Annotated in this window: 17 protein-coding genes and 1 riboswitch; of the genes, 16 read left to right on the forward strand and 1 reads right to left on the reverse strand. The window is 62.0% G+C overall.

Annotation, left to right across the window (positions count from 1 at the left end; translation table 11 throughout):
- The 9 genes from QZ307_RS01255 to QZ307_RS01295 all read left to right on the forward strand — a co-directional run.
- On the forward strand, window positions 1-533 hold a 533-nt coding region (locus QZ307_RS01255), incomplete at its 5' end, for a phenylalanine--tRNA ligase beta subunit-related protein (protein WP_295994586.1).
- 7 nt (window positions 534-540) lie between these two features.
- On the forward strand, window positions 541-870 hold the full coding sequence (locus QZ307_RS01260; RefSeq protein ID WP_295994589.1) for a multidrug efflux SMR transporter: 330 nt from the start codon (window positions 541-543) through the stop codon (window positions 868-870).
- A 152-nt stretch (window positions 871-1022) separates the two neighbouring features.
- Entirely contained in the window at window positions 1023-3875 is a 2853-nt protein-coding gene (gene ppk1, locus QZ307_RS01265; protein ID WP_295994592.1) for a polyphosphate kinase 1, read from the forward strand.
- A gap of 179 nt (window positions 3876-4054) precedes the next feature.
- Window positions 4055-5842 (forward strand): polyphosphate--AMP phosphotransferase, encoded by a 1788-nt coding sequence (locus tag QZ307_RS01270; RefSeq protein ID WP_295994595.1) that lies wholly within the window; start codon window positions 4055-4057, stop codon window positions 5840-5842.
- Between the two features lie 438 nt (window positions 5843-6280).
- On the forward strand, window positions 6281-7186 hold the full coding sequence (locus QZ307_RS01275) for a class B sortase (protein WP_295994625.1): 906 nt from the start codon (window positions 6281-6283) through the stop codon (window positions 7184-7186).
- 107 nt (window positions 7187-7293) lie between these two features.
- Window positions 7294-8370, forward strand: coding sequence for a phosphoribosylformylglycinamidine cyclo-ligase (purM, locus tag QZ307_RS01280; protein ID WP_295994630.1), 1077 nt, complete (start codon window positions 7294-7296; stop codon window positions 8368-8370).
- Between the two features lie 238 nt (window positions 8371-8608).
- Window positions 8609-9223, forward strand: coding sequence for a phosphoribosylglycinamide formyltransferase (gene purN / locus QZ307_RS01285; RefSeq protein WP_295994633.1), 615 nt, complete (start codon window positions 8609-8611; stop codon window positions 9221-9223).
- Between the two features lie 9 nt (window positions 9224-9232).
- Window positions 9233-10225, forward strand: coding sequence for an XdhC family protein (locus QZ307_RS01290; protein WP_295994635.1), 993 nt, complete (start codon window positions 9233-9235; stop codon window positions 10223-10225).
- A 248-nt stretch (window positions 10226-10473) separates the two neighbouring features.
- The gene (locus QZ307_RS01295) at window positions 10474-11847 is read left to right on the forward strand and encodes an AAA family ATPase (protein ID WP_295994638.1); all 1374 of its coding nucleotides are present in this window, start codon (window positions 10474-10476) and stop codon (window positions 11845-11847) included.
- A 28-nt stretch (window positions 11848-11875) separates the two neighbouring features.
- Here the strand turns inward: QZ307_RS01295 and QZ307_RS01300 are convergent, their stop codons facing one another.
- Window positions 11876-13357 (reverse strand): LuxR C-terminal-related transcriptional regulator, encoded by a 1482-nt coding sequence (locus tag QZ307_RS01300; RefSeq protein ID WP_295994641.1) that lies wholly within the window; start codon window positions 13355-13357, stop codon window positions 11876-11878.
- A gap of 218 nt (window positions 13358-13575) precedes the next feature.
- Between QZ307_RS01300 and QZ307_RS01305 the strand changes: the two genes are divergently transcribed.
- The 7 genes from QZ307_RS01305 to QZ307_RS01335 all read left to right on the forward strand — a co-directional run bounded on the left by QZ307_RS01305 (window position 13576) and on the right by QZ307_RS01335 (window position 24339).
- A complete protein-coding gene (locus tag QZ307_RS01305; RefSeq protein ID WP_295994645.1) occupies window positions 13576-15210 on the forward strand; it encodes an FAD-dependent oxidoreductase in 1635 nt (544 codons plus the stop codon).
- A gap of 238 nt (window positions 15211-15448) precedes the next feature.
- A riboswitch (ZMP/ZTP riboswitch) is annotated at window positions 15449-15531 on the forward strand.
- A 209-nt stretch (window positions 15532-15740) separates the two neighbouring features.
- Complete coding sequence (locus QZ307_RS01310; protein ID WP_295994649.1) at window positions 15741-16391, forward strand: IMP cyclohydrolase; 651 nt, start codon at window positions 15741-15743, stop codon at window positions 16389-16391.
- Between the two features lie 8 nt (window positions 16392-16399).
- Window positions 16400-17578 (forward strand): phosphoribosylaminoimidazolecarboxamide formyltransferase, encoded by a 1179-nt coding sequence (locus QZ307_RS01315; protein WP_295994652.1) that lies wholly within the window; start codon window positions 16400-16402, stop codon window positions 17576-17578.
- A gap of 289 nt (window positions 17579-17867) precedes the next feature.
- The gene (locus tag QZ307_RS01320) at window positions 17868-18350 is read left to right on the forward strand and encodes a DUF4430 domain-containing protein (RefSeq protein ID WP_295994655.1); all 483 of its coding nucleotides are present in this window, start codon (window positions 17868-17870) and stop codon (window positions 18348-18350) included.
- A 23-nt stretch (window positions 18351-18373) separates the two neighbouring features.
- Entirely contained in the window at window positions 18374-19546 is a 1173-nt protein-coding gene (locus QZ307_RS01325; protein WP_295994658.1) for an ATP-grasp domain-containing protein, read from the forward strand.
- 158 nt (window positions 19547-19704) lie between these two features.
- Window positions 19705-21570 carry an FctA domain-containing protein gene (locus QZ307_RS01330; protein ID WP_295994661.1) on the forward strand — a complete coding sequence of 622 codons (1866 nt, stop codon included), beginning with the start codon at window positions 19705-19707 and terminating at the stop codon, window positions 21568-21570.
- A gap of 366 nt (window positions 21571-21936) precedes the next feature.
- A complete protein-coding gene (locus QZ307_RS01335) occupies window positions 21937-24339 on the forward strand; it encodes a MucBP domain-containing protein (protein WP_295994663.1) in 2403 nt (800 codons plus the stop codon).
- Window positions 24340-24343 lie beyond the last annotated feature (4 nt).

Consider the following 24343-nt stretch of genomic DNA (forward strand, 5'->3'; position numbering starts at 1 on the left):
AGGTGGTGGCCGTTTGGCGCGAGGCCTATCAGCAGTTCAAGACGAAGAAGGGCGCCCGCTGCTCCATCGAGAACCTGCTCAAGCGCGTGCTAAAGGGCAACCCCGTGGGGGCCATCACGCCGTCGGTGGACATCTACAACACCGTGTCGCTTACCTACGCGCTGCCCGTGGGCGGCGAGGATATCGATGCCATGGACGGCGACATTCGCCTGGGCATCACCGAGGGCGGCGACAGCTTCCTGGCTCTGGGCGACGAGGAGGAGTCGCCCACGCTGGAGGGGGAGCTGTGCTACCGCGACAACGCCGGCGCCATCTGCCGTTGCTGGAACTGGCGCGATGGCGTGCGCACGGCGCTCACCGATGACTCGAGCAAGGCCTTCCTTATCATCGAGTCGGTGGATCCGGCCCGTGCCGCTGATCTGGCCGCCGCCACCGATCAGCTGTCCGATATGGTGCAGCGCTATTTGGGCGCCGACATTTTCGCCAAGCAGATCATCACCCGCGAGAACCCCACCATGGTCATCGACGAGTAGGCTCGTCGTGAATTGGCTCGTTTTAGTAGCCTCGGGGGTCATGGAATCGGTGTGGGCTATCGCGTTGGGGAAGTCGGAGGGCTTCTCCCACGCGGTGCCCACGGTGGTGTTTGCGGTGGCGCTGGTGTTGTCCATGCTGGGGCTGTCGTATGCGGTGAAGACGCTGCCCACCGGTACCGCTTATGCCGTCTGGGTGGGCATCGGCGCAGCGCTGACGGTTGTCTACGGCATGGTTTCGGGCGCTGAGCCGGCCAATTGGCCGCGCATTCTGCTTATTGCCGGTCTGGTCGGCTGCATCATTGGCCTTAAGTTGGTAAGCGGAAACGAGGCGGGATAGCCGCTGTTGAAGGGGACTTGCTCAATCCTGAGTAAAACGATCAGATACGGTTTTGCTGTCTTGTCAACTTACCGTAACAAAGCTGACACATTTTCGGCTGTTTTTGGCGGCAAGTGGTAGACTAGAAAGGTCGCTTTACTCAGGGAGGAAGAATGAATCAACAAGCATCGAAGGACTTGACGGCCACGACGATCGAGAAGCCCCCGTATATGCAAAATCGCGAGCTGTCCTGGCTCGACTTCAACAAGCGCGTCCTTGACCAAGGTGCCGACCCCACGGTGCCGTTGCTGGAGCGCTTGAACTTCATCTCCATCTTCTGGAGCAACCTGCAGGAGTTCTTTATGGTGCGCGTCGGCTCGCTGACCGACCTCTCGCTGCTGAAGAAGTCCATCATCGACCCGAAGTCCGGCATGACGCCGGCTCAGCAGCTCGACGCCATCTACACGCGCTGCCACGAGCTGTATCCCTACTACGAGGAAACCTACCAGAACCTGCGTGGCCTGCTGGCCGACGAGGGCATCCGCAGCGTGCGCAAGGACGACTTGAGCGACGAGCAGCGCACCTACCTGCGTGCCCATATGGAATCGAACGTGCTGCCGTTCCTCTCGCCGCAGATCATCAACACGCGCCATCCCTTCCCACACTTGGAGAACGGGGGGCTCTACATCGTGGTGCGCCTGGACGAGCAGGCCCAAAAGGGAAAGAAGTCCAAGGAGGAGAAGGCCCGCGACAAGGCCGAGGCCAAGGCGGCCAAGAACATGGGCGCCGCCGGGGTTACCCTGGGCATCATTCCGCTGCCGCGTCAGACCGACCGCGTTATCGCGCTGCCCGGCGATGGTCTTACGTTCATGTTGGTCGAGCATGCTATCGAGATGTTCGCCGCTGAAATCTTCTCGATGTACACGGTGAAGCACACCAACGTCATCTGCGTCACGCGCAACGCCGACCTGGACGCCACCGAAGGCGCCGAGGAGCAGGGCGAGGACTACCGCGAGCACATGAAGCGCATTCTGAAGAAGCGCAGCCGCCTGGCGCCAGTCCGCCTGGAAAGCGAGCGCCCGCTGTCTCGCACGGTGAAGTCGCTGCTGCTGGAGAAGCTGGAGCTGCAGGAGCATCAGATTTTCGTCACCAGCGTGCCGCTGAACATGGGCTACACCTGGGGCCTGGCTTCGCGCCTACCTGCCGCCAAGCGCGCGGGCCTCACCCAGGCACCCTTCACGCCCCAGTGGCCGGCCTGCTTGGAGCGCGGCCGCTCCATCATCGAGCAGGTGTCCGAGCGCGAGGTGCTGCTGTCTTACCCCTACCAGTCCATGGACGCCTTCGTGCAGCTGCTGCACGAGGCCGCCTTCGATCCGTCGGTCATCTCCATCAAGATCACCCTTTATCGCCTGGCCAGCCAGTCGCGTTTGGCCGAGGCGCTGATTGCTGCGGCGGAGAACGGCAAAGAGGTAACAGCGCTCTTCGAGTTGCGTGCCCGCTTCGACGAGTCCAACAACATCGAGTGGTCCCAGCGCTTCGAGCAGGCCGGCTGCCACGTCATCTACGGCTTCCGCGATTTCAAGGTGCACTCGAAGATCTGCACCATCACGCGCCAGACGCCCCAGGGCCTCCAGCACATCACCCAGCTGGGCACGGGCAACTACAACGAGAAGACGGCCAAGCTCTACACCGACTTCTCGTTCATTACCACCGATCCCACCATCGGCACCGACGCCGCCGACTTCTTCCGCAACATGGCGCTGGAGAACACCTCGGACAATTACGACATCCTCTGGGTGGCGCCGCTCATGATCAAGCAGAACATCATGAAGAACATCGACGAGCAAATTGCCCGGGCGAAACGCGGCGAGTCCTGCGGCCTGTTCTTCAAGACGAACTCCATCACCGACAAGGAAGTTATCGAGAAGATTGTCGAGGCGTCCCAGGCCGGCGTGCCTACGCACCTGTTCGTGCGCGGCATTTCCTGCCTGCTGCCCGGCGTGGAGGGCTATACCGACAACGTGCGCGAGGTGTCCATTGTGGGGCAGCTGCTGGAGCACAGCCGCGTCTACGGGTTCGGCGATCGAGAGCACTGCAAGATCTACCTGTCCAGTGCCGACCTGATGACGCGCAATATGGACAAGCGCATTGAGATTGCCTGGCCTATCTTGAACGACACCCTGCGCGAGCAGGTGCTGGGCTATCTGGACATCTGCTTCTCGGATACGGCGAAGCTGCGCGAGCTTCTGGCCGATGGCTCCTACACGCCCCTGGGCTTCTTTGCCGAGCGTGATGCCGACGGCGAGGTGGAGCTGTTCGACTCCCAGAAGTACCTCATCGCCGAGGCTCAGCGCATGCACCTGGCCGCCGCCGAGCTGGCGGCGCGCCGCGAGGCCAACGGTCCTGCCGCTCATGTGGTGTTCCCCTTGGGCGTGGTAGACGCCGATGAGGCGGCCGGCCGGGTCACCGAGGAGGAGTCCGAGTACGTGGCCCACGAGCCAGCGGCCCACGCCGAGCGCGACGAGGCCGAGCGCAACGCCGCTGCGGCCCTGGCCGAAGCGGCTACAGCTACGGCGGCCTCGGTGCAGGAGTCGGTGGCGCGCGGCATGGTGCGGGATGACCGCCCCGTGGACGCCGTGGCCGAGCGTGCCCAGATGGACGCCGCCCAGGCGCGGGCGGTCGCCGAGGGGGCAGCGGCGCCGGCTGTGGTGGAGGCGGCTAGTGGGGTAACGCCGGCGGCCGGTGCTGAGGCGTCGGCCGAAGCGGCTGGCGAGGTATCGTCGCGCATGGGAGACGATGCTCCGACGGCGCCTGACGCAGCTGCCCCTGTGGCCCCTGCAGCGCCGACGGAAGCCCCGAGCGAGGCCCCGGTTGCGGCGCCCCAGGCCGAAGCCCCGGCTGCCCAGGTGGTTGACCCCGCGGCTCCGGCCGCCGCCGCTACCAGCCAGTTGGTGCCGGCCGAGGTAGTGGGCGAGAAGCCGCGGGGAAATTTCCTCACGCGCTTCTTCCGCAAGCTGTTCAAGTAAGACGGCGCGCGAGCGAGGGCGACGGAGCGCAGGGGAGCAGGTCCGCATGGCCCGTGGGGGACCGTGCGGACGACGGTGCCTGCGGGCACTCGCGGGCGAAGGCGCCCGCATGGTCGCGGATGAACGGGTGAAGGCGCCCGCATGAATACGGACGAGTTTCGGAGAAGAAGGAGAGATCCATGCTGGAGACCGTGGATTTCGGCAAGAAGAAGATGAAGAAGGCCGCTTACAAGGCCCAGCACGACGAGCTTATTGCGAAACTGGTGGTGCTGCAGCAGCAGGCGCACAACGCCGGCGTGGGCCTGGTGGTGCTGTTCGAGGGATGGAACGGTGCCGGCAAGGGCAGCCGCATCTCGGATTTGATGTACAACTTGGATGCGCGCTCCACCGGGGTGTACGTGGGGCTCGATCTAGACCCGGAGGAGGCCCGCGAGTTCCCGGGGCGCGAAAGCGGCGTGACGGGCTACTATCCCATCATGCAGGATTTCTGGAAGGCTCTGGGCGAGCGCAACTCCATTACCTTCTACGATCGCGGCTGGTACTCGGCGGTTATCCAGAACATGCTGTACAACGCGCCGGCCAAGCTTTTGCTGCCGAAGGAGGACGAGCGCCACTACCTGGACTCCATTCACGATTTCGAGCAGCAGCTGACGGCCGACGGCTACGTGGTGGTGAAGTTCTTCGTGCATATGACGAAGGAAGCGCAGGTGGAGCGTTTGCGCCGCCTGCACGACGACCCCGTCACCCGCTGGCGCGTCACTGACAAGAAGCTGCACAGCCACCATGGCTACGAGGCGGCCTATGAGCTCTATGACCGTCTGCTGGAGCGCAGCGACTACCCCTTTGCCCCCTGGGTGCTGTTGAACGGCGAGGACAAGCGCCGCTCGAACCTGACCATTGCGCGCACGCTGGTGAACGCGCTGGAGGGAGCGCTCAAGCGCAAGGAGGCCGACGACGTGCTGCGCAGCTCCTTCGCCGTGCAGCAGGCCGAGGCCGAGGCGCTAGCTGAGGAGGCGGTGGCCGAGGCTGCTGCGTCCGCAGCGCCCCTGTCTCCCGCGGCTCCCGCCACCGGCGTCCCCATGGCCGGGGAGGCTTCCGCAGCCGCCGCAGCCGCTGCCGCCGCCCCGCTACCCGGGCGCGGCCTGCTGACCGGTGCGGCGTTGGCCCGTGCCCAGGCCCAGGCCGCCGCGGCCCACGACTTAGCACCGCGCAGCTCGCGCTTCGCCATCGTGCCGGACTACCCGCAGGTGGACACCATCGACCACAGCCTGGCCTGCCCTCCCGAGGAGTACAAGCACACGCTGAAGGCCCTCCAAGCGCGTCTGTTCCGCTTGGAGAACATCATGTACCAGAAGCGCGTGCCCCTCATCCTCATGTATGAGGGCTGGGACGCCGCGGGCAAGGGCGGCAACATCAAGCGCGTGGCCCAGGCCCTCGATGCCCGCGCCTACAACATCTATCCGAGCCCGGCACCCACCAAGCCCGAGCTGGCCCATCCCTTCCTGTGGCGCTACTGGACGCGTCTGCCCAAGGCGGGTCACGTGGGCATGTACGACCGCAGCTGGTACGGGCGCGTGCTGGTGGAGCGCGTGGAGGGCTTCGCCACGCCGGCGGAATGGTCGCGGGCTTACGACGAGATCAATGAGTTCGAGCACGATCTGGTGGACTGGGGCGCCATCCTGCTGAAGTTCTGGGTAGACGTGAGCCCGGAGGAGCAGCTGCACCGTTTCCAAGATCGCGAGATCGATCCGAACAAGCAGTGGAAGATCACCGAGGACGACTGGCGCAACCGCGAGAAGTACCCTCAGTACAAGGCTGCTATCGACGACATGTTCCGCCTGACCTCCACCACCTTCGCGCCGTGGATTGTGCTGGAATCCGACGACAAGAAGTACGCGCGCCTCAAGGCGCTGCGCATCATCGTGGAGGCTTTGGAGAAACGCCTGGGCGAGGCGCCGCTGCAGTAAGGGCGAGGCGCGTCCGCGGCCGTGGCTTTGCTGCCGGCGCCGCCGCCCGCACGGGCGCCTTTCCGTTTGGTTTCCGTCTGCCGACGAGGGGTTCCCTCCCTTGCGAAATGGGGGTGTTCGGGGTACTATGAACCCAACATCAAGCACGTCCGCGGGCGAAATGCGCCCGTTGCATTAGAAGGAGTCCTCATGGAATTGTTCGGTTTTCAGGTGCCTATGGAGGCCATCTGGGCTGTTGTGGCCATCATCGTTATCGTCATCGTGGTGTTCATCGCCAAGGGCTTCATGGACGAGATGAAGAAATAAACGGTAACCCGGCCCCCTTCGGGGGGCTTTTTTCATTTGAGGCGGCGCGGGGAAACCGCCGTCTTGCGCGGGCGCCGGCCGGGGGAGGCCCGCCCGCTCGTTCAAAGTTGTGAGAGAGCAAGGGGAGAACCTATGGCTGAGAGCCCGGCCTCCACGGCGGAGGAAAAGAAAAAGAAGAAGAAAAAAGGCGGCCTGCTGTGGCGCATCGTGTTCTGGCTCGCCCTTATCGTGCTCATCGGATCGCTGGGCACGCTGGGGTACCTGTTCTACACCTACTGGCAGGGCCAACACGATTACGATCAGATTTCCGAGCGCGCCTTTCCCGACCCCGAGGGCAAAACCTTGGCCGATCTTGTGGTCGATTGGGATGCCCTGCGTGAAATCAACCCCGACGTGGTGGCTTGGGTGTACGTGCCCGGCACGGTCATCAACTACCCGGTGGCCCATAAAGAGGGCGATAGCGAGTACTACCTGCATCATAACTTCAGCCTGGGCGAGGGCAAGTTCGGCGCCGAATACGGCTCTATCATGCTCTCGGGCGAGAACAGCGGCGACTTCTCCGACGAGGTGAACATCCTCTACGGCCACCACATGCGCAACGGCTCCATGTTCGCTCCCTTCGCTGAGTTCCGCGAAAGCGAGGTGTTCAACAAGCACCGCACCATTTACCTGCTCACGCCCGACGGTAACTACCGCTTGGAAACCTTTGCGGTGGAGCACGTCCCCATGACCCACGCTTCCATCGCCACGCCCAATTACGCCACCGACGCTGAGTTCGCGGAATTCAAGCAGTGGCTTATCGACAATTCCGTGGTGACGGCCGATCCGGACACTTCCGATACCGTGCCCGACGCCACGAAGCTGTTCGGCTTCTGCACCTGCGATGGTGCCGATAACACGTGGCGCTACATTACTTTTGCCGACATCGCCGAGTTCGTTCCCGCGCAATATGTGGGCACGGGTGAGTACAGCGGCGAAAAGGTAAAGGATAAGACCGTGGACAAGATCGCCGATGCCTCTGATGAGCGCGTCGAATAGCCGCGCGCCCCGCCGCAGGGCGGGTGCGCTCCTGCAGCAGTAATGTTATTGGGCCGGTGCCGCCGGTGCCGGCCCGTCAAGGCCCCTCCTCTATGGAAAGGAACCCCATGGAAAACCAGACCAGCGTCACCTATGCCGAGGCCGGCGTCGATATCGTCGAGGGCGCCCGCGCCGTCGACGCCATCAAGGACACGGTGCACTCCACCTATCGTCCCGAGGTAGTGGGCGACATTGGCGGCTTCGGCGGCCTGTTCTCCATTGCGGCGGCCAAGGCTATGGACGACCCGCTGCTGGTGTCCGGCACCGACGGCGTGGGCACGAAGCTCAAGGTGGCCCAGCGTCTGGGTGTGCACGACACCGTGGGCATCGACCTGGTGGCCATGTGCGTGAACGACATTCTGGCCACGGGCGCCGAGCCCCTGTTCTTCCTGGACTACGTGGCCGTGGGCAAGCTGGATTCCCAGGCCATGGCCAACATTGTGGGGGGTATCGGCGAGGGCTGCCGCCAGTCTGGTTGCGCCCTTATCGGCGGCGAGATGGCCGAGCACCCGGGCGTCATGGACCCGGACGACTACGATCTGTCCGGCTTCTGCGTGGGCATTGTCGACCGTCCGAAGATGCTCGATCCCCAGGCGGTGCGCGAGGGGGACGTGCTTATCGGTCTGGCGTCGTCTGGCCTGCACTCCAACGGCTACTCGTTGGCCCGCAAGGTATGCATCGGCGACCGCTCCGAGGAAGAGCTGCGCGAGGCCCGCGAGGATCTGGGTGGCCAGAGCATCCTGGAGGCCCTGCTTACGCCCACGCGCATCTACGTCAAGCCCGTGCGCGCGGTCATGGAGGAAGTGCCCGGCGGCATTCGCGCCCTGGCCCACATCACCGGCGGCGGCATCACCGAGAATCTGAACCGCGCCCTGCCCGCGGGCGTGAACGCCGAGGTGGACTTGGGCTCCTGGCCCATTCCGCCCGTGGTGCGCTTTGCCTGCGAGCAGGCGCACTTGTCCGAGGCGGAGGCGCTGAAGACGTTCAACATGGGCCTGGGCATGGTGCTTATCGTGGATCCGGCCGCGGCCGAGGCCGTGGAGGCCTCTTTGGCGGCTGCGGGCGAGCGCACGTTCCGCGTGGGTCGCATCGTGGCCGGTCAGGGCGACGTGCAGTACACCAACGAGGGAGCGCTGTTCGCGTAGGAGGAGCCTTTTCGTGGCGCAGGGCTTCGAAATGACTGCGGAATGCCGATTTTGGAACGCGGAGCCGCGAATCTGGTTCCAAATCCGACGTTTTGCAGCCAAAAAGAGGCTCTCGCTAGCGATTGGGCGATGCAGGCGTTCCAAAACCGTGCTTTCGCAGCCAAAAGAGCCACTAATGTATTGAGTTCGCAAGCGAGGGTTCCAAAATCGGCATTCCGCAGCCAAAGGAAGGGGTCGCATGACCGAAAAGCTGAAGATTGGCGTGCTGCTGTCCGGCAGCGGCACGAACCTGCAGGCCATTATCGACGAAATTGCGGCGGGGCTGCCCGTAGAAATCGTGCACGTGCTGTCGTCGCGTCCCGACGCCTACGGCATCGAGCGAGCGCAGGCGGCCGGCATCCCCGTTACCGTGTTCGACCGCAGCTGCTATGAAGATCGCGAGGCTGCCGACGCCCGTATTGCCGCCCTCATGAAGGAAGCGGGCGCGGAGTACCTAGTCATGGCCGGCTACATGCGCAAACTTACCCCGGTGGTGCTCGACGCCTTCCCCGACCATGTGCTGAACCTGCACCCGGCGCTGCTGCCGGCGTTTAAGGGGGCGCACGCCATTCAGGACGCCTGGGACGCGGGCGTGAAGGTGACGGGCGTGACGGTGCACCTGGCCAACGAAGATTACGACAAGGGACCGATTGTGGCCCAGCAGGCGGTACCGGTGCTGGAGGGCGATACCATCGATACGCTGGAGACGCGCATCCACGAGGTGGAACACGTCATCTACCCGAACGTTCTGCGGGCCATTGCCGAAGGTCGCATGACCATGGACGAGCGCCGCATTATTCACATCAGCGAGTAAAGGACTTTCATGAAGCGTGAAGTTATTGAAGCAGTTATTGAGGATTTGAAGACGGGGAAGACCCCGACCATTACGGTGGAAGACGTCCCGGCGTTTTCGGAAGAGGCGACGGCGGGCGATCCCCACATTGGGCCCGAGGCGCTTGCGGCTATCGCTGCGTCTCTCACTGAAGCTGACATTCCCACCTTTGAGCGTGCCCTGCAGGCTATGGACGAGGGCGATTTGGCGTGGCTCGGCTTCAAGGTGGTGTACGACCCTGCGGCGGCTGTGGGCAACGTGGACAACGAAGTGACGAAGAAGTACGGCGAGCAGGGCTCGGCCGACGGGCAGTCGCTCGTGTTCTTCTGCAATGACGCGAAGGAAATCGTCGCCTCGCGCGAGCTCAGCCCCCGCGATGTGTTCCAGGCAAAGGACGTCACCCGCGGTCCTTCCATGCACAACGATCAGTTCGATGGTCTCACCTGGGCCAGCGAGCCCTTGTTCGGCAAGGTGCGCGTGTGGTTGCTGGGCGCGTCCGATGCGGCCGTGGAAGTGGCTTCGTTGGCCGATCACGTGGGCTTCCATGTGATTGCGGTGGACTACGACCCGGCCTTCCTGAACGAGGAGCGCTTCCCGAAGGCCGAGCGCATCATGCTGCACGGCGGCAACTTCAGCGAGCTGCCCAACATGCCGGCGCGTCCCGAAGATTACGTGTGCGTGCTGACGCGCGGCCACATGTTCGACCCGGAAAGCTGCATTTGGGCGCTGCAGAACGGTGTGCACTATGTGGGTATGATGGGCTGCGCGGGCAAGAACTCCACGGTGCACGACCTGGTCATCAACGCCGGCATTACCGAGGCGGACTGGGACCGCGTGAAGCGCCCCATCGGCCTGAAGTTCGGCGCGAAAACCCCGGCCGAGCTGGCCATCGCCATCGTGGCCGAGCTGGTGGACGTGCGCTACCAGCAGCGCTACAGCGACGAGGCCCGCGCCCGCCACGAGAAGAGCCTGGGCCGCGCGTAGTCGCGCATTCCGCATAAGCGGATTCGACGAAGAGCCGCTGCTTGCACGCAGCGGCTCTTTTGCTATTCGCGGGAATAAAAACGCCTCAATGAGCAGGTTATCTCTTAAAAACTTTGCAAAAGTGTCGAAAAGTGATCTGAAAAATTGCGCATTTATGTAAGCAAAACTTTGCAAAAGTGTTAATCTTCTAGAGAAAAAAGTACGCAAAAATGTAGATCGGCTGTTCCGTCGTTAGAGGAGGCCCTGCTTTGTTCGAGCGAAAGGCATACCAAGCACTCCTGCAGTGGCGCAAGAATTGCGATAAGACGGCGCTTCTCGTTACCGGTGCGCGTCAGATAGGAAAGAGCTTTCTGGTCGAGAGGCTTGGCCGCGAGACGTTCGATTCGCTCGTGACAATCAACTTTCTCGAGAACGACGAGGCTAAGCAGGCGCTGTCCCAGGCGCATAACCCCACCGACTTGATAGCCCGCCTGTCCTTCTTTGCTGAAAACAAGCTGGTGCCTGGCAAGACGCTTGTTTTCTTCGATGAGATTCAGGAGTTGCCCGACATTCTCACTATGGCAAAGTTCCTTGTTCAGGATGGCCGCTTCGCCTATGCGTTTTCAGGTTCCATGCTGGGAACAGAGCTGAAGAAGGTTCGCTCCTATCCCGTGGGCTTTGTGTCCGAAATTCGCATGTACCCGATGGATTTCGAGGAGTTCTGCTGGGCCAACGATGTGAGCTCCGAGGCGCTGGGAACGGTGGCAGAATGCTGCCGCAACAAGAAGCCTGTGCCCGACTACATTCACGAAAGTTTGCTCGCTTACTTCCGAACGTACGTAGTGGTGGGAGGTATGCCGGCTGCGGTGCAGGTGTTCGTCGACTCGCAAGATTTTTCCCGCGTGCGCGAGACGCAGGCAGGGCTCGTGGTCAACTATGTGCACGACGTCACGAAATATGCGGGCGCTATGGCTCCTGAAGTACGGGCCATCTTCGAGCAGCTGCCGCTACAGCTTGATGCAAAATCAATGCGATTCAAACTCAACTCCCTCGGCGAGGGCGCGCGCTACGATAAGTACAAGCTCGATTTCTACTGGCTGGTCTCAGCGGGTGTGGCTCTCAAGTGCGATGTGGTACGTGATCCCAAGAGCCCCTTGATGGCAACAGAGGTAGCGAGCAGCTTTAAGCTCTACGAGTCGGATACGGGCATGTTGGTGAGTCGCTATCCTTCGAGCGTCGCGCGGGAGGTATTCCTGGACGATCGCAAGGCGAACTATGGGCACCTTTTCGAGAATGTTTTTGCGCAGCAGCTTGCCGCCCTCGGGTGCGATTTGTTCTACTACATGAACAGAAAGCGCGGGGAGGTCGACTTCTTGGTTGAAGACGGCTTGGGAGGGGTTATTCCCCTGGAAATCAAGTCGGGCTGGTCACCGAAGGCGCACGCCGCGCTCAGCGACTTGCTCTCTCGCCCTGACTATCAGGGCCGCACGGGCTACGTTCTCTCCCGCCTCAACGTGGAGCAAGCGGGCCAGGTAGTGTATCTGCCCTGGTACGCCGCCAGCTGCCTGGCCGCCGCGCTCGGGCTTGAGGCACCCTATGCGGCCGATGAGACAACCTTCAAGGTGACGCTGCCGCCGGTATAGACAAGAGCGCGCATAGTTCGTGCGTTCTCTACTTTCCCTGGGAAGACGGCATCACGCTCGTAGGCTCTTCGCCTTTAATCGCTTCTTCGACCATGTCGATGAGCTGCTGTTGGTTGTGCACGTTTAGACTTACGTAGAGCGTTTTGCGATAAGACTTCACGGTATGAGGCGAGAGAACGAGGGCGTTTGCGATATAGGCCGCGTCTCTTCCTCGGGCGAAGTATCCCAGAAGCTCCCGCTGCCGGGGGCTGAGTTGCTTCTCGCTGGCAATAAGATCACAGGCGAAGTCAATGCGATCTCTGGCGGGAGCTTCTTTCTCGATGCTGGCTATAGGCGAAGGATCGCGCTGCTTCTTTCCCATGGCTGCACGGGATACGAGATAGAACGCGGGCACCATCAAAATGTAGAGTAAAAGAAGAATAGTCATATACTGCATGCCGTCCAGCGCCCCTGATTGGGTCAAACGATTGAGTACGTGCTGCAAGACGTCAGACGAGTATACGCACCCTGCAAAGAGTGCGTAAATGGAAACGGCAGAGCAATGGTGCGCGTGGGCTGTGGTGACACTAGTCGACACCATAAGGATGGAAACCAAGAAGAAGCAGAGATCGCCGACGAACAGGGCGAACCAAAGAAAGCTCGGGGAGAATAAGGAGCTGAAGACAACAAGGCTTACGGTGATGGGGAGAGTAACACCGTAGACCTGTACGAAAGAAAGTTCTCGCTTAAAGACGAACCAAATAAGTGAAAGAAGTGCGAGTCCGCACAGGTGGGCGATAGGGGCGATGTAAGACTGAGCGGGGATTGGCCCCACCCAAAGGGCAAACGTTACGCTGCTGATAGGTGCGACAAGAACAAGGGACATGGCACAGGCCACGGAAGGAAGGAGGCTGCGCAAATTGGATCGCGGCGGCCACGGTGGTGCGCTTGACGCGCCGGCGCCCGTGATGCCCTGGTGGAGACCTTCCGTCGAGAGCCCCCTGTCTTGTTGCGCGGTATTGAGGAAGAGGAAAACGTAGGCGATAGGGCAAAATCCAAAGCAGATGAGATTGCTTATGAGGATTGCGTCGCCAGGCAGCGCGAAAAGAAACATTGTTGCGATGGCCACAAAGGACCCGAGCGCGAGCAAAGCCTTGGCCTCGAATGTGGTGAACTTTGAGAGCAGGCAGACCCATTGGCAATAGCCCGTTGCGCAGCTAAGCCCGAGCGCTGTCACTGCGATATAGGCAAGTGCGTCGAAGGGAGCAAGGTAAGCCTTGATCAATCCCAGGGTAAGGAACGCCAGCAGCGCGGCAAGGGCAATGACGGGCAAGAGGTAACGGTGCTGAGACGCAAATCTCCTTTGAATAAAAGCGGCCAGGGGAAAGGAGAGGCAGAAAGCACCGAGGTAAGCGATGTCAATGGCGGCGACTTGGAACGCAGCATGCGGAAAGACGTCGAGGAGCGCATTGCTCGACGAGAACGCAATCCAAAAACTGATGCCGATAAGAAAAACGATGAAACGACGCATGGTATGCGCTAGCCCTCCCCTTTGTTTTCACTTGAATTATATAGCAAATCATTTTGCGGCGGCTTTGGCTCGCTCCTTGTTTACCTGGGGTTATTTCGATTACCCCCTGGCGAGGGGTAGTCAATAAGACCCTCAACCCTTTGCGGAGGGGTATTTTCTGCGCGAATCGACCGCTAAGGTAGCCCCGTTGTTCTTTCAAACGGAGGAAGGGGATTACCATGAACAACCTTGATCGACGCTCGTTTGTTAAAGGGTCGCTGATTACCGGTGGCTTGGCAGCAGCGGGCATTCTGGGCGCTTGCTCACCGCAGGGATCAGGCGCAAGCGACGACCTTGCTGCTACGGGATCGGGCGATGCAACTCAGGACTGGCTGGGCTCTGCGCCTGCGTTGACGCCCCAAGACTGTGCGCAGACGGTCGAAACCGATGTGGTGGTGGTTGGCTCGGCTCTTGCGGGAATTATTTCTGCGTACTCGGCCATTCAGAATGGCGCTAACGTCATTATGGTCGAGCGCAACGGCGCTCCCCATATCAGCGGTAGCGGTATCGGCTTTTTCGACTCGGAATATCAGAAAGCCGGCGGCCAACCTACCCACGACGCTCAAGTGATGATGCACAAGGTGATCAACGAGGGTAACTTGCGTGTGGATCCAAGCCTGGTGGCTCTTTGGGCCTACCACAGTGGCGAGATTCTCGACGAACTGGAGGAGAACGTGCTGCAGCCGGCGGGGTTGCCGGGCACCATCAGCCTGGGCGAGCCGCTCGATGAGCGCGACCTCGATCAGTACGAGGCTCAGTTCCATGTCGACTTTGACCCCGAGGGCAACGACAGCCTTGAAAAATTCGTCTATATCTTCCATGACTGGATTAAAGAGCACGGCGGCCAGATTCTCTTCAACACGTGCGCCCGCGTGCTGGTGCAGGAAGACGATGGCGCGGTGGCTGGCCTTATCGCTACCAATGAAGATGGCGAGTATGTCTACTACAAGGCGAATAAGGGTGTCATCATGTGTGCCGGCTCCTACGGCGGCAACGAGGCCATGGTCGACCACTTCTGCTATCCCTCCATGGCGGAATTCGTGAAGCGTTACAACTCCTATAACGCGAAGTCGTCCGATACGGCCCCCGTTACCACGAAGGAAAACATGGACGACGGCATTGGGCATAAGATGATGTGCTGGGCTGGTGCTATTATGGAAGAAATCGACCCCTCCTATCAGGCTTGGTCGGTGGATGCCTATTCCTTTGCGGCGCCGTTGGCCGTTAACACGCAGGGACGCCGTTTCATGAACGAGTGCATCTCTTCGCTCTCTACAAGCTTCCATATCATGGAGCAGCCTGACCACAGCAATTACGTGTGGCAGATTGTGGGCTCTGACGACTTCGATATGCCGCCGCTGCTGCCGATTCCGGGCATGAATCGCGAGATCATGGACGCTATCGCCAGCAACGCTGAATACTACGAGGCCGACACGATCGAGGAGCTGGCAACCCTCATCGACGTTGATCCCCAGGTGCTTTCCGAAACGGTGGCGCGCTATAACGAGATTTGTGCCGCGGGGATTGATGAGGACTTCGGCAAGGCGCCGTGGCACCTCAATCCCATCGATGTGCCGCCTTTTAAGGCATTCAAGGAGAACTACCACTTCTATGGTATGAGCAGCGGTGTAAAGGTGAATCGCGATTTGCAGGTAGTGGATCAGAACCACAACCCCATTCCGCATCTGTATGCTGCGGGTAACTGTGTTGGCTGGCGCATGGGCAGCGGATACCAGAACGTTATTCCGGGCTTGTGCAATGCCTATGCTGCGTGTCACGGGTATTTCGCGGGCAAGAACTGCGCTACGGCATAAAACTGCCTGATCGGAAACTATGCCCTCCCTCGAAGGACCGTCGCATTGTTTGTGACGGTCCTTTTCGCGCGCTGCGAGCGAGAGATAGCTGTGTTTTTGAAGCCGGAAATTACGTCTCCGAGAATCTAGGAGGAGGGATGCACTCCGAACGCCACCTGTTGCCGTCAGCGGGAAAAGCCGTGGGGAATGGGGTGCGCGGGTCGCGTGCGGAGCTTGGGCGTGGTACCCTGCAATCAATCGAACGCGTCGTGACTGACGGATTATCGTGGGGAACCACGGGGGAGCGACGCGCATACTACGCCGACCGTCTGGGCAAGCCGAATCGTTGGAGCGGCTTGCCCTTTTTCGTTGGGGAAAGGGCGGTTGAGCGGGTGGCGCTTCGCCGCGGCGGCGCGCAAGGCGCGTGGCTCCCTGGGCGTCGTGGCCGATGGTCATCCGGGGCGCAACGCGCTGGGTTGCTACCGGCGCCGCCGCCAGCGGGTCGGTGTAGGAGAGAGCGGCGCCCGGGCGCCAGAGAGAAAGGGATGTGCATGCAAGATCTCGTCGAACTGCTTTCGAACAACCCCTATCCGGGGCGAGGTATTGTGGTGGGGAAGGGAGCTGACGGCGCACCGGTCATCTACTACTTCATCATGGGCCGCTCGAGCAACAGCCGCAACCGCATCTTCGCTCTGGAGCCCGACGGCATCCGCACCGAGGCCCACGATCCGGCGCTGCTGGAAGACCCCAGCCTCATCATCTACCACCCCGTGCGCACCATGGGCGACGCGCTGGTGGTCACCAACGGCGATCAGACCGACACCATTGTGGAGGCGGGCGATTTCCGCGCTGGCTGCATGCAGCGCGAGTACGAGCCCGACGCGCCGAACTTCACGCCGCGCATCTCGGCCATCGTGAACCCCGACGGCACCTTCGAGATGTCCATCCTGAAGCATGCCGACGGCGACCGCTGCACCCGCGAGTTCTTCGTCTACGAAGGTGCCGAGCCCGGCACCGGTTACTTCATCAGCACCTACCAGGGCGACGGCAACCCGCTGCCCACTTTCGCCGGCGAGCCCATCCCCGTCGCGCTGCCCGAGCCCGATGTCCTGTGGGCCGCCCTGAACGACGACAACAAAGTAAGCCTCTACGCCAACGTCAACGGCGACGTGAAGCTGTTCAACAAGAATCTGGGGGATTAAGGAGAACCATGAACGAACTGGAACTCAAGTACGGCTGCAACCCGAATCAGAAGCCGTCGCGCATCTTCATGAAGGACGGCAGCGATCTGCCCATTCAGGTGCTGAACGGCAAGCCGGGCTACATTAACTTTCTGGATGCCTTCAACTCCTGGCAGCTGGTGAAAGAGCTGAAGGAGGCCACGGGTCTGCCGGCGGCCGCGTCCTTCAAGCACGTGAGCCCCGCCGGGGCGGCCGTGGGCCATCCGCTGTCGGAGACTGATCGCGCCATGTACTTCGTGGAGCAGGAGGGCGAGCTGTCGCCCATCGCCTGCGCCTACATTCGCGCTCGCGGTGCCGACCGCCTGTGCTCCTACGGCGACTGGGCGGCGTTGTCGGACGTGTGCGATGCCGACGTGGCTCGCTATCTGGCCAAAGAGGTGTCCGACGGCATTATCGCTCCGGGCTACACCGATGAGGCGCTGGAGATTCTGAAGACCAAGCGCAAGGGCGGTTTCAACGTGGTGCAGATCGACCCGAACTACGTGCCGGCCGAGGCCGAGTTGAAGGACGTCTTCGGCATCACCTTCGAGCAGGGCCGCAACAATTTCGAGATCAACGAGGAACTGCTGGCCAACGTGGTCACCGAGAACAAGGAGATTCCGGCGGCGGCGAAGATCGACATGATCGTGGCGCTGATCACCCTGAAGTACACGCAGTCGAACTCCGTGTGCTACGTGAAGGACGGCCAGGCCATTGGCGTGGGCGCCGGTCAGCAGAGCCGCATTCACTGCACGCGTCTGGCGGGCAACAAGGCCGACACCTGGTGGCTGCGCCAGCATCCGAAGGTGCTGGGCCTGCCCTTCGTTGAGGGCATCCGCCGTCCCGACCGCGACAACGCCATCGACGTGTACGTGTCCGACGAGTGGGAAGACGTGCTGCGTGACGGCGAGTGGCAGCGCGTGTTTACCGAGCGCCCCGAGCCGCTGACCCGCGAAGAGAAGAAGGAGTGGATTGCGCAGCTCTCCGGTGTGACCGTGGGCTCCGACGCCTTCTTCCCCTTCGGTGACAACGTGGAGCGCGCCCGCAAGTCCGGCGTGGAGTACATCGCCGAGCCCGGCGGCTCCATCCGCGACGATAACGTCATCGAGGTGGCCAACAAGTACGGCATCGCCATGGCGTTTACGGGCATGCGCCTCTTCCACCACTAGGAAGGTTCCGCCGGCCTTCGGGGTCGGTGAACCAGCGAGATTGCATTCGCCTTTCAATCGGCGGCCGTCCTTCGGGGGCGGCCGCTTTTGCGTCATAATGGGAGCGTTGTGCAATGGCTCGTCGGGCCGCGGGGTACGGTGCTGGAAGGCCTTGGGAAATGCGGGTGCGAAGCCTGCGCTCTACCAGGAACCGTAAGCGCGGCGCCGTCATCAGCCGGAAGCGGCCGGGGCGCTGGGAAGTCGGAACACCAAGCCGGGCAACCGAGCCCTGGATGGAAAGGATGCAACTATGAACAAGTTCGATTTGACGAAGGCGCGCCCCCAGTGGCTCGTGGCGCTTTTGGCGCTGGCCCTTACGTTCGCCCTGACGGCGACGGGGTGCGCGGGCGATCAGCAGGCGGCTCAGAACGACGCCGCCGACAACGCCGCCACTGAGCAGCAGGCCCAGGAGGCCCCGGCGGCCGACACGATCGACGTGACGGTGGCCATCGATATGCCCGACAACGGCATGGCCGACAGCAAGGTGGTGGAGACTACCATTCCCGCTGGCGGTACGGCCTTCGACGCGCTGGAGAAGAGCGGTGCTACGGTGCAGTCCGAGGACGGCGAGTACGGCAAGTTCGTTACCTCTATCGACGGTATCGAAAACGGCTCCCAGGGCTCGTCCAGCGGTTGGGTGTACACTGTGAACGACCAGCAGGTTAATGAGAGCTGCGACAAGTGCGTCCTCGCCGAGGGCGACACCGTCACCTGGAGCTTCTACGTCGGGTAGTTTTTCGTCATCAGGAGGTACCCATGGTTATTCTCGATGAGCCCTATGCCTCGCCCGTGCTTCTGCAATGGCTTTCGGCCTCGCAGCAGCCGGTGCTGGACAACGCGTTTGCCCGTTGCCAATCGGAGGCGCTGGCGGTTGACGGAGCCGTGCCGCTCAACTTGGTTGATGATGCCGAGGCAGTTCGGCGTCTCGAAGAGGGGGAGCGCATCTGTACCAATTCCGAGAACGCCCTAGCGTGGATTCTCGATCACGTGGACAACCCGACGCTGACGGATGCCATCGAGCTGTTCAAGGACAAGGCCGCCATGCGCGAGAAACTGGCGCCGCTTAACCCGGGGCTGTTCTACACCACGGTCAGCCGTCGCGAGCTGGAGGCCATCAACGTCGACGACCTGCCCCTGCCCGTGGTGCTGAAGCCGGCCGTGGGGTTCTGCTCCATGGGCGTGTACGTCATCGAGGAGCGCGACGACTGGGCCAACGCCGTGGCCGATATCGCGCGGCGCGAGGACGGCTGGCACGAGCGCTACCCGGAAAGCGTGGTGGGCAGCGAGGTGTACGTCATCGAGGGCTACCTGACCGGCACTGAGTACGCGCTCGACGCCTACTTCGACGAAGAGGGCCAGGCGCACATTCTGAATATCCTGCGCCACGACTTCGCAGGTCCCGAGGACACCTCCGACCGTATGTACCTCACGGATAAGGCCATTGTCGACGAGTGGGAGCCGCGCTTTACTGCGTGGCTGAATCAGGTGAACCAGGTGGTGGGCGCCCGCAGCATCCCCGTTCATGTGGAGCTGCGCGTCGATGGCGATGTCATTGCCCCCATCGAGTTCAATCCGCTGCGCTTTGCGGGCCTGGGTGGCACCGACGTGGCTTACTACGGCGTTGGCCTGCGTACCTATCAGGCGTTTCTCGAGGATGCGCCCGTGGATTTGCCCGCGCTGTACGGTGCGCATCCCGGCAAGGTGTACTCCATGTCGCTGCTGAACCCGGCGCCCCAGGCCGATTTGGATCGCCCCTTCGATGGGCCGGCGCTGTTGGAGCGGTTCAGCCATGTGCTGGCCTATCTGCCCTTCGATCCGGAAACCGTGGGTTTTTACGGCTTTCTCTTTCTGGAAACCGACGCGGAGGGCGCCGGCGCGGCCGAGCGCGACTTCCTGCTGCGCACCGACTTGATGGAGTTTGTGCGCTAGCCATTCCAACGCCACGATGACGAAGCCCCCACCAGGTGCGAACAAACGCCAGGTGGGGGCTTTATCTTTGAGCCTTCGACTTATGATTTTCCTGGTGAAGTCGCCATCGTGGCGGCTTGGCGAGGAGCGAGGTGGTCAAGATGGCGAAGGCTCAAATCATGCGAACGAAAACAGTGCTCTGGTGGGTGGCGGGCTTGCTTGCCGTTGTGGCGGTGATGACCGCTGGCGCCTGGTCGCTGTCGGCCGCCACGGCCTTTGCGGCTGAGCCGGCCCAGACGGATGCGTCTGCGGCAGCCGAGCAGTCTGCGGCGAGCACAGCTGCGTCTTCCAGCAAGTCGGACAACTCCGCCACCGTCGAGAAAACCGCCGACGATCCCGCCGACGATCTGCCCGGACGCTATCAGCTGCCGCTGCAGGCGAAAGCCGCCAACCCCGACTCCATTACGCCGGCCACCTTCACCATTTCCGGCAAGAAGTTCCTCTCCGGTCGTCCCCTCAAGGCTGGCGAGTTCACCTTCGTTATTCGCGAAGCCGGCGCCTATGCGGTGCCCGGGGGCTCGTCGCTGGCAAAGCAGCTGCGCTCCGCTACCGTGTCCGACGCCGAGAAGTTCGAGCTGGTGGCCCACGGGGGCTACGACTATTACCCCAACGCCTTGCAGCCGGTGCCCGACCCGAGCACGGTCACCAATGCGGCCGACGGCACCGTCGCCTTCCCCGCCATCACCTTTTCTGGAAAGACGCTCGGCGAAACGGCTACGGCGCGACACGGGGGTGTGGTGTTCTGCTATACCGTAGCCGAGCAGGCGCCGCGCGATGCGGATGGCAAGCTGCTACCCGGCGTGACTAAGGATGCCCTCGGCCGCTATGTCTATCAGGGCGTTACCTACGACGATGTCGTCAAGCGCATCTATATCTATGCCTACGAGAAAGTAGACGCCGACCATCATTCCTCGGTGGCCCTTGTGCCGCTGGGAGACGCCACCTTCGACGCGCCGCCGGTACGCAGCCAGTCGGGTATCGGCGCCGGCTTCCGCAATGCTTTCGGAGGCGCCTTCCTCGACGATTACGATGGCGCGGTCTACCTGGAGGGTCAGCCCATCGCGCGCGGCGAGTTCAACTTCGAGGTACATGAGGTGACCGAGGATGGCTCGCTGCTGAGCAACCAGCAGGTGGCCTGTGAGGCCGGGGCCGGTGGCGAGGCGGGTGCCGAGGTGCCGGTCATCGACGACAAGGTGTTTGACGAGCCCGGTCGCTTCTTCTTCGCGGTGTCCCAGGGCGCCTGCGCCAAAACCGTGGAGGACCAGGTGCAGCTGGACGACACTTCCTATGTGGTGACCGTTGAGGTGGCGAAGGACGGTCAGAACGGCTTGGACGCCGAAGTGACCTACGTGCGCAAGAAGGCGGCCGACAGCGATCAGTGGGTGGATGTGGACCTTGCCGCCAAGCCCTCGCCGTTGGTGTGGGAGAACAAGGTGGCGAAGGACGAGCCGGCAACGCCCGAGGCGCCCGGGGATACGGGGTCGGACAAACCTGTGACGGGGGACAAACCGGCGACGGGCGATGAACCCGATGCGGCCGACAAGCCCGGAGTGGGCGGCGACGAGAAGCCCGGCGATGCCGCCTCTGGCGATCAGGACGGCGCGACGGATGACGGCGCCGGAGATGCCGTGGCGCCAACGCCGGGAACCGACGCCACCGATGGCGCGGGCGCCTCTGATGAGGGCGCAAAGCCCGAAGAAGGCACCGGCTCGACAACAGCCGATACTGCCGCGGAAAGCGCGGGGGAGAACAAGCGTCCCGCGAGCGACGACGAGACCATCGGCACCTACGACAAAGAAGAGCCTTCTCAAGGCGCAACCGCAGCGGACAAGGACGCGGACGATCGGGGCGGCACGCAGATCGAGAAGGCCTGGCGTGCGATTGCCCAGACAGGCGACCCTCTCATTGTTGGTATCGCAATCTTGATCGTTGGTGTCATTGCCGCTGCGATAGTGCTGGTCATCGCCAAAAAGCGCCAGAAATAGTCTTTGAGCAAATGAGTCAATATAAGAGGGAGAGCGAAAAGTAACAAAACGTTTACGCTGACTTTTTACTCATAATTTGATTCATTTAAATAAGTAATTCACTCATTTTCATTAAAACGGCTCTGTTCTCAAAACTGATAAGAGAACAGAGCCGTTTTTCTTTGACAGGTTATCTAAAAAGAGGTTATTCACTTATAGATATGCTATTGGCATAGCATTAATTGCGCGATGAAAACCCTGTTCTTTTAAAACCGAAATTCCGTTGACTACCAGGCAAAATACGGTCAAGATTGCGTTGAAAAACGACCAGATTTTGGGGCTGAGACCATCGTGGGGATGGCCCATCAACGAAGAGAAGGAGGACGCATGCGAGCAGTGGTAAAGCGCAATGCTCAAGCAGCGCTGGCCCTGGCGGTATCGCTCTTGTGCGCCATCAGTTTGCTTGGCACGCCGCGCGTGGCCCTGGCCGAGGGCGCGGAAGCGTCGAGCCCGGACAATGCGCCGGCGGCTGAGGCGATTGCCGTTACCGGCGTGGACTTCATGGAGCCCACGGCCGAGGGCTGGGAGCTGCTGAAGGTGCAGAACGGTGCCGGCAAGAGCATCTACCTGGATATCCAGAAGAACGGCGCCTATCTGGCCCAGCGCATGGCCTACGCAATTCCCGAGGATAAGGATATCGAGCAGGATCGCGATACCGATTACGCGGGCGAAGGTGCGAAGCTGGCCCATATCGTGGCGCTTCAGATGACCGAGAACCGCGCTGGCGACGAGGGTCAGACAGACACGGTCGCCCTCACGCCGAGCGACGCCTTCGGGGTGTTTGCCGAACGCGACCGCTACGAGATTACCGTCCACGACGCCGCCCGCGAGGGCCAGGTGCTCTACGAGGGCACGGTGTACCCCGTCTACGCCAAGCTAACGGCCAGCGACGGCACGGAATCATACGAGCTTCTGGGCCTGCGCACCCAGGGCAAAACCTTGGTAGACGGCGCCCTGGTGGACGAGCCGACGCGCAGCAACGTCGGTGCGGGCGCCACCTACTACACGGCCCTCGATGAGGGCGCCGACCGCGTGGCCTTCGCGCTGCAGCCGGCAACGGCTCAGGACGCCGAGGGCCAGGACGGGGGCGCCGCTTTGGACAATACTTTCGTGCGTGGCAAGGGCTACTTCGCGGTGGCCTACAAGCAGGTTGCCTCCGACGCGGTTTCCGGAGCCATCAACTACGTGGACACCGAGGGCAACGTCGTGCGCAGCGATTCCGTCAGCGGCATTACCGACGAGGGCGTGCAAGCGACGTTCGAGAAGTCCTTCTTCGTGAAGGGCAAAGCGGACGCCGAGGGCAACACGGCTCCCAGCAAGTACTACCGCGTCATCAAGAATCTGACGGGAACAACGGTGACCCTTACCCCGACGCAGCCCACCTACGTGGTGCGCGTCATGGAGGTGGCGGGGGCTGACGCCAACGCCTACGAGGTGGTTATCAATTACGTCGACCAGGACGGCAAGCAGCTGTGGAGCGACGAGGTGGATATCAAGGGCCTGGGCTACCAGTACACGCTGCCCAACACCTTCTCGATGAAGCAGGCTTCGGGCGTGAACTACTACACGCTCGATCGCGTACAGGCCGATCGCCCCCAGCCCGAGAGCGACGACGAGCCGGCGGCACAGGCCGAGGGAGACAACCCCTGGGCCGATGCCAACCCGGTCATCAAGTTCGACGGTAGCATTGCCGATGCCAGCTACGCGAATTCGTTCGGTTCCGAGAACGGCAAGCGCGTGCTGACGGCGGTGTACCAGAACCAGGACGTCGACAAGACCGTGAAGCTGACCATCGTGGAAGTGGACGGTTCCACCAATACCGAGATCGGGCGCGTGGAGAAGACGGTCACCCCCGACGAGGCCGCCGTGTACACGCCGGCTGCCAAGACGGTGGAGGGCGTCGCTTTGGTGCCGTGGTCGGGCAACCAGCAGGAGATCACCTATACCTGGGCCAGTCTGCAGGAGGGCGTTGACCTGCTGCAGTACGTGTACTACGTGCCCGAGGACTACGTGCCGGGCGCGGCCTACGACATTACCGTGCAGTATCTGAACGTGGCTAACAGCCAGGTGCTGCGCACCGAGACGTTGACGGTGGACCCCGAGATCACCGACTTCGTGGAAATTATCGGCGAGGAACGCTTCACCGCCGAGGGCAACGAGTACGTGCGCCTTGACGGCCAGGAGACGGCCATCCGTCACGCCTACTTCTCGCCCACGCGTACCTACACCATTTACTACCGCGACGTGAACGACGTGCTGAGCTCGAACATCACCATCCAGCGCACGCAGATCATCGACACTGAGCGTGTGGTGACCGTGCCGGGAACGACGGTGGTAACGGCGGCTCCCGCCACTACGACGGTGACTGAGGGCGCCCCCGCAGGCGCTGCGCCGGCTGGTGCGGCCGGAGCGGCCGGGGCCGCCGGAGGTGCCGGAGCTGCGGCTCCCACCACCATCGATGCCGGTGTAGGCGCCGGCGATGGCGCCGCCGTGATTGGCGACGATGCAACGCCGCTGGCGAACAACGAGGGTGTCACCACGGGTGAGGAGCGCATCGCCGATGACGCCAACGCCCTGGCTTCCGGCGTTGAGCCGGGCAGCGAAATGGGCGCGGGCACCGTGGCCGGCATCGTGCTGAGCCTGGTGGCCTTAGCCGCGCTGGGCACCGCCGCGTTTTTGTGGCTGCGCTGGCGCAAGAAGAAGACCGCAACCGATTCGACGATCGCGTAAGGAG

This window comes from uncultured Adlercreutzia sp. (assembly GCA_910585575.1).
GTDB lineage: Bacteria > Actinomycetota > Coriobacteriia > Coriobacteriales > Eggerthellaceae > Adlercreutzia.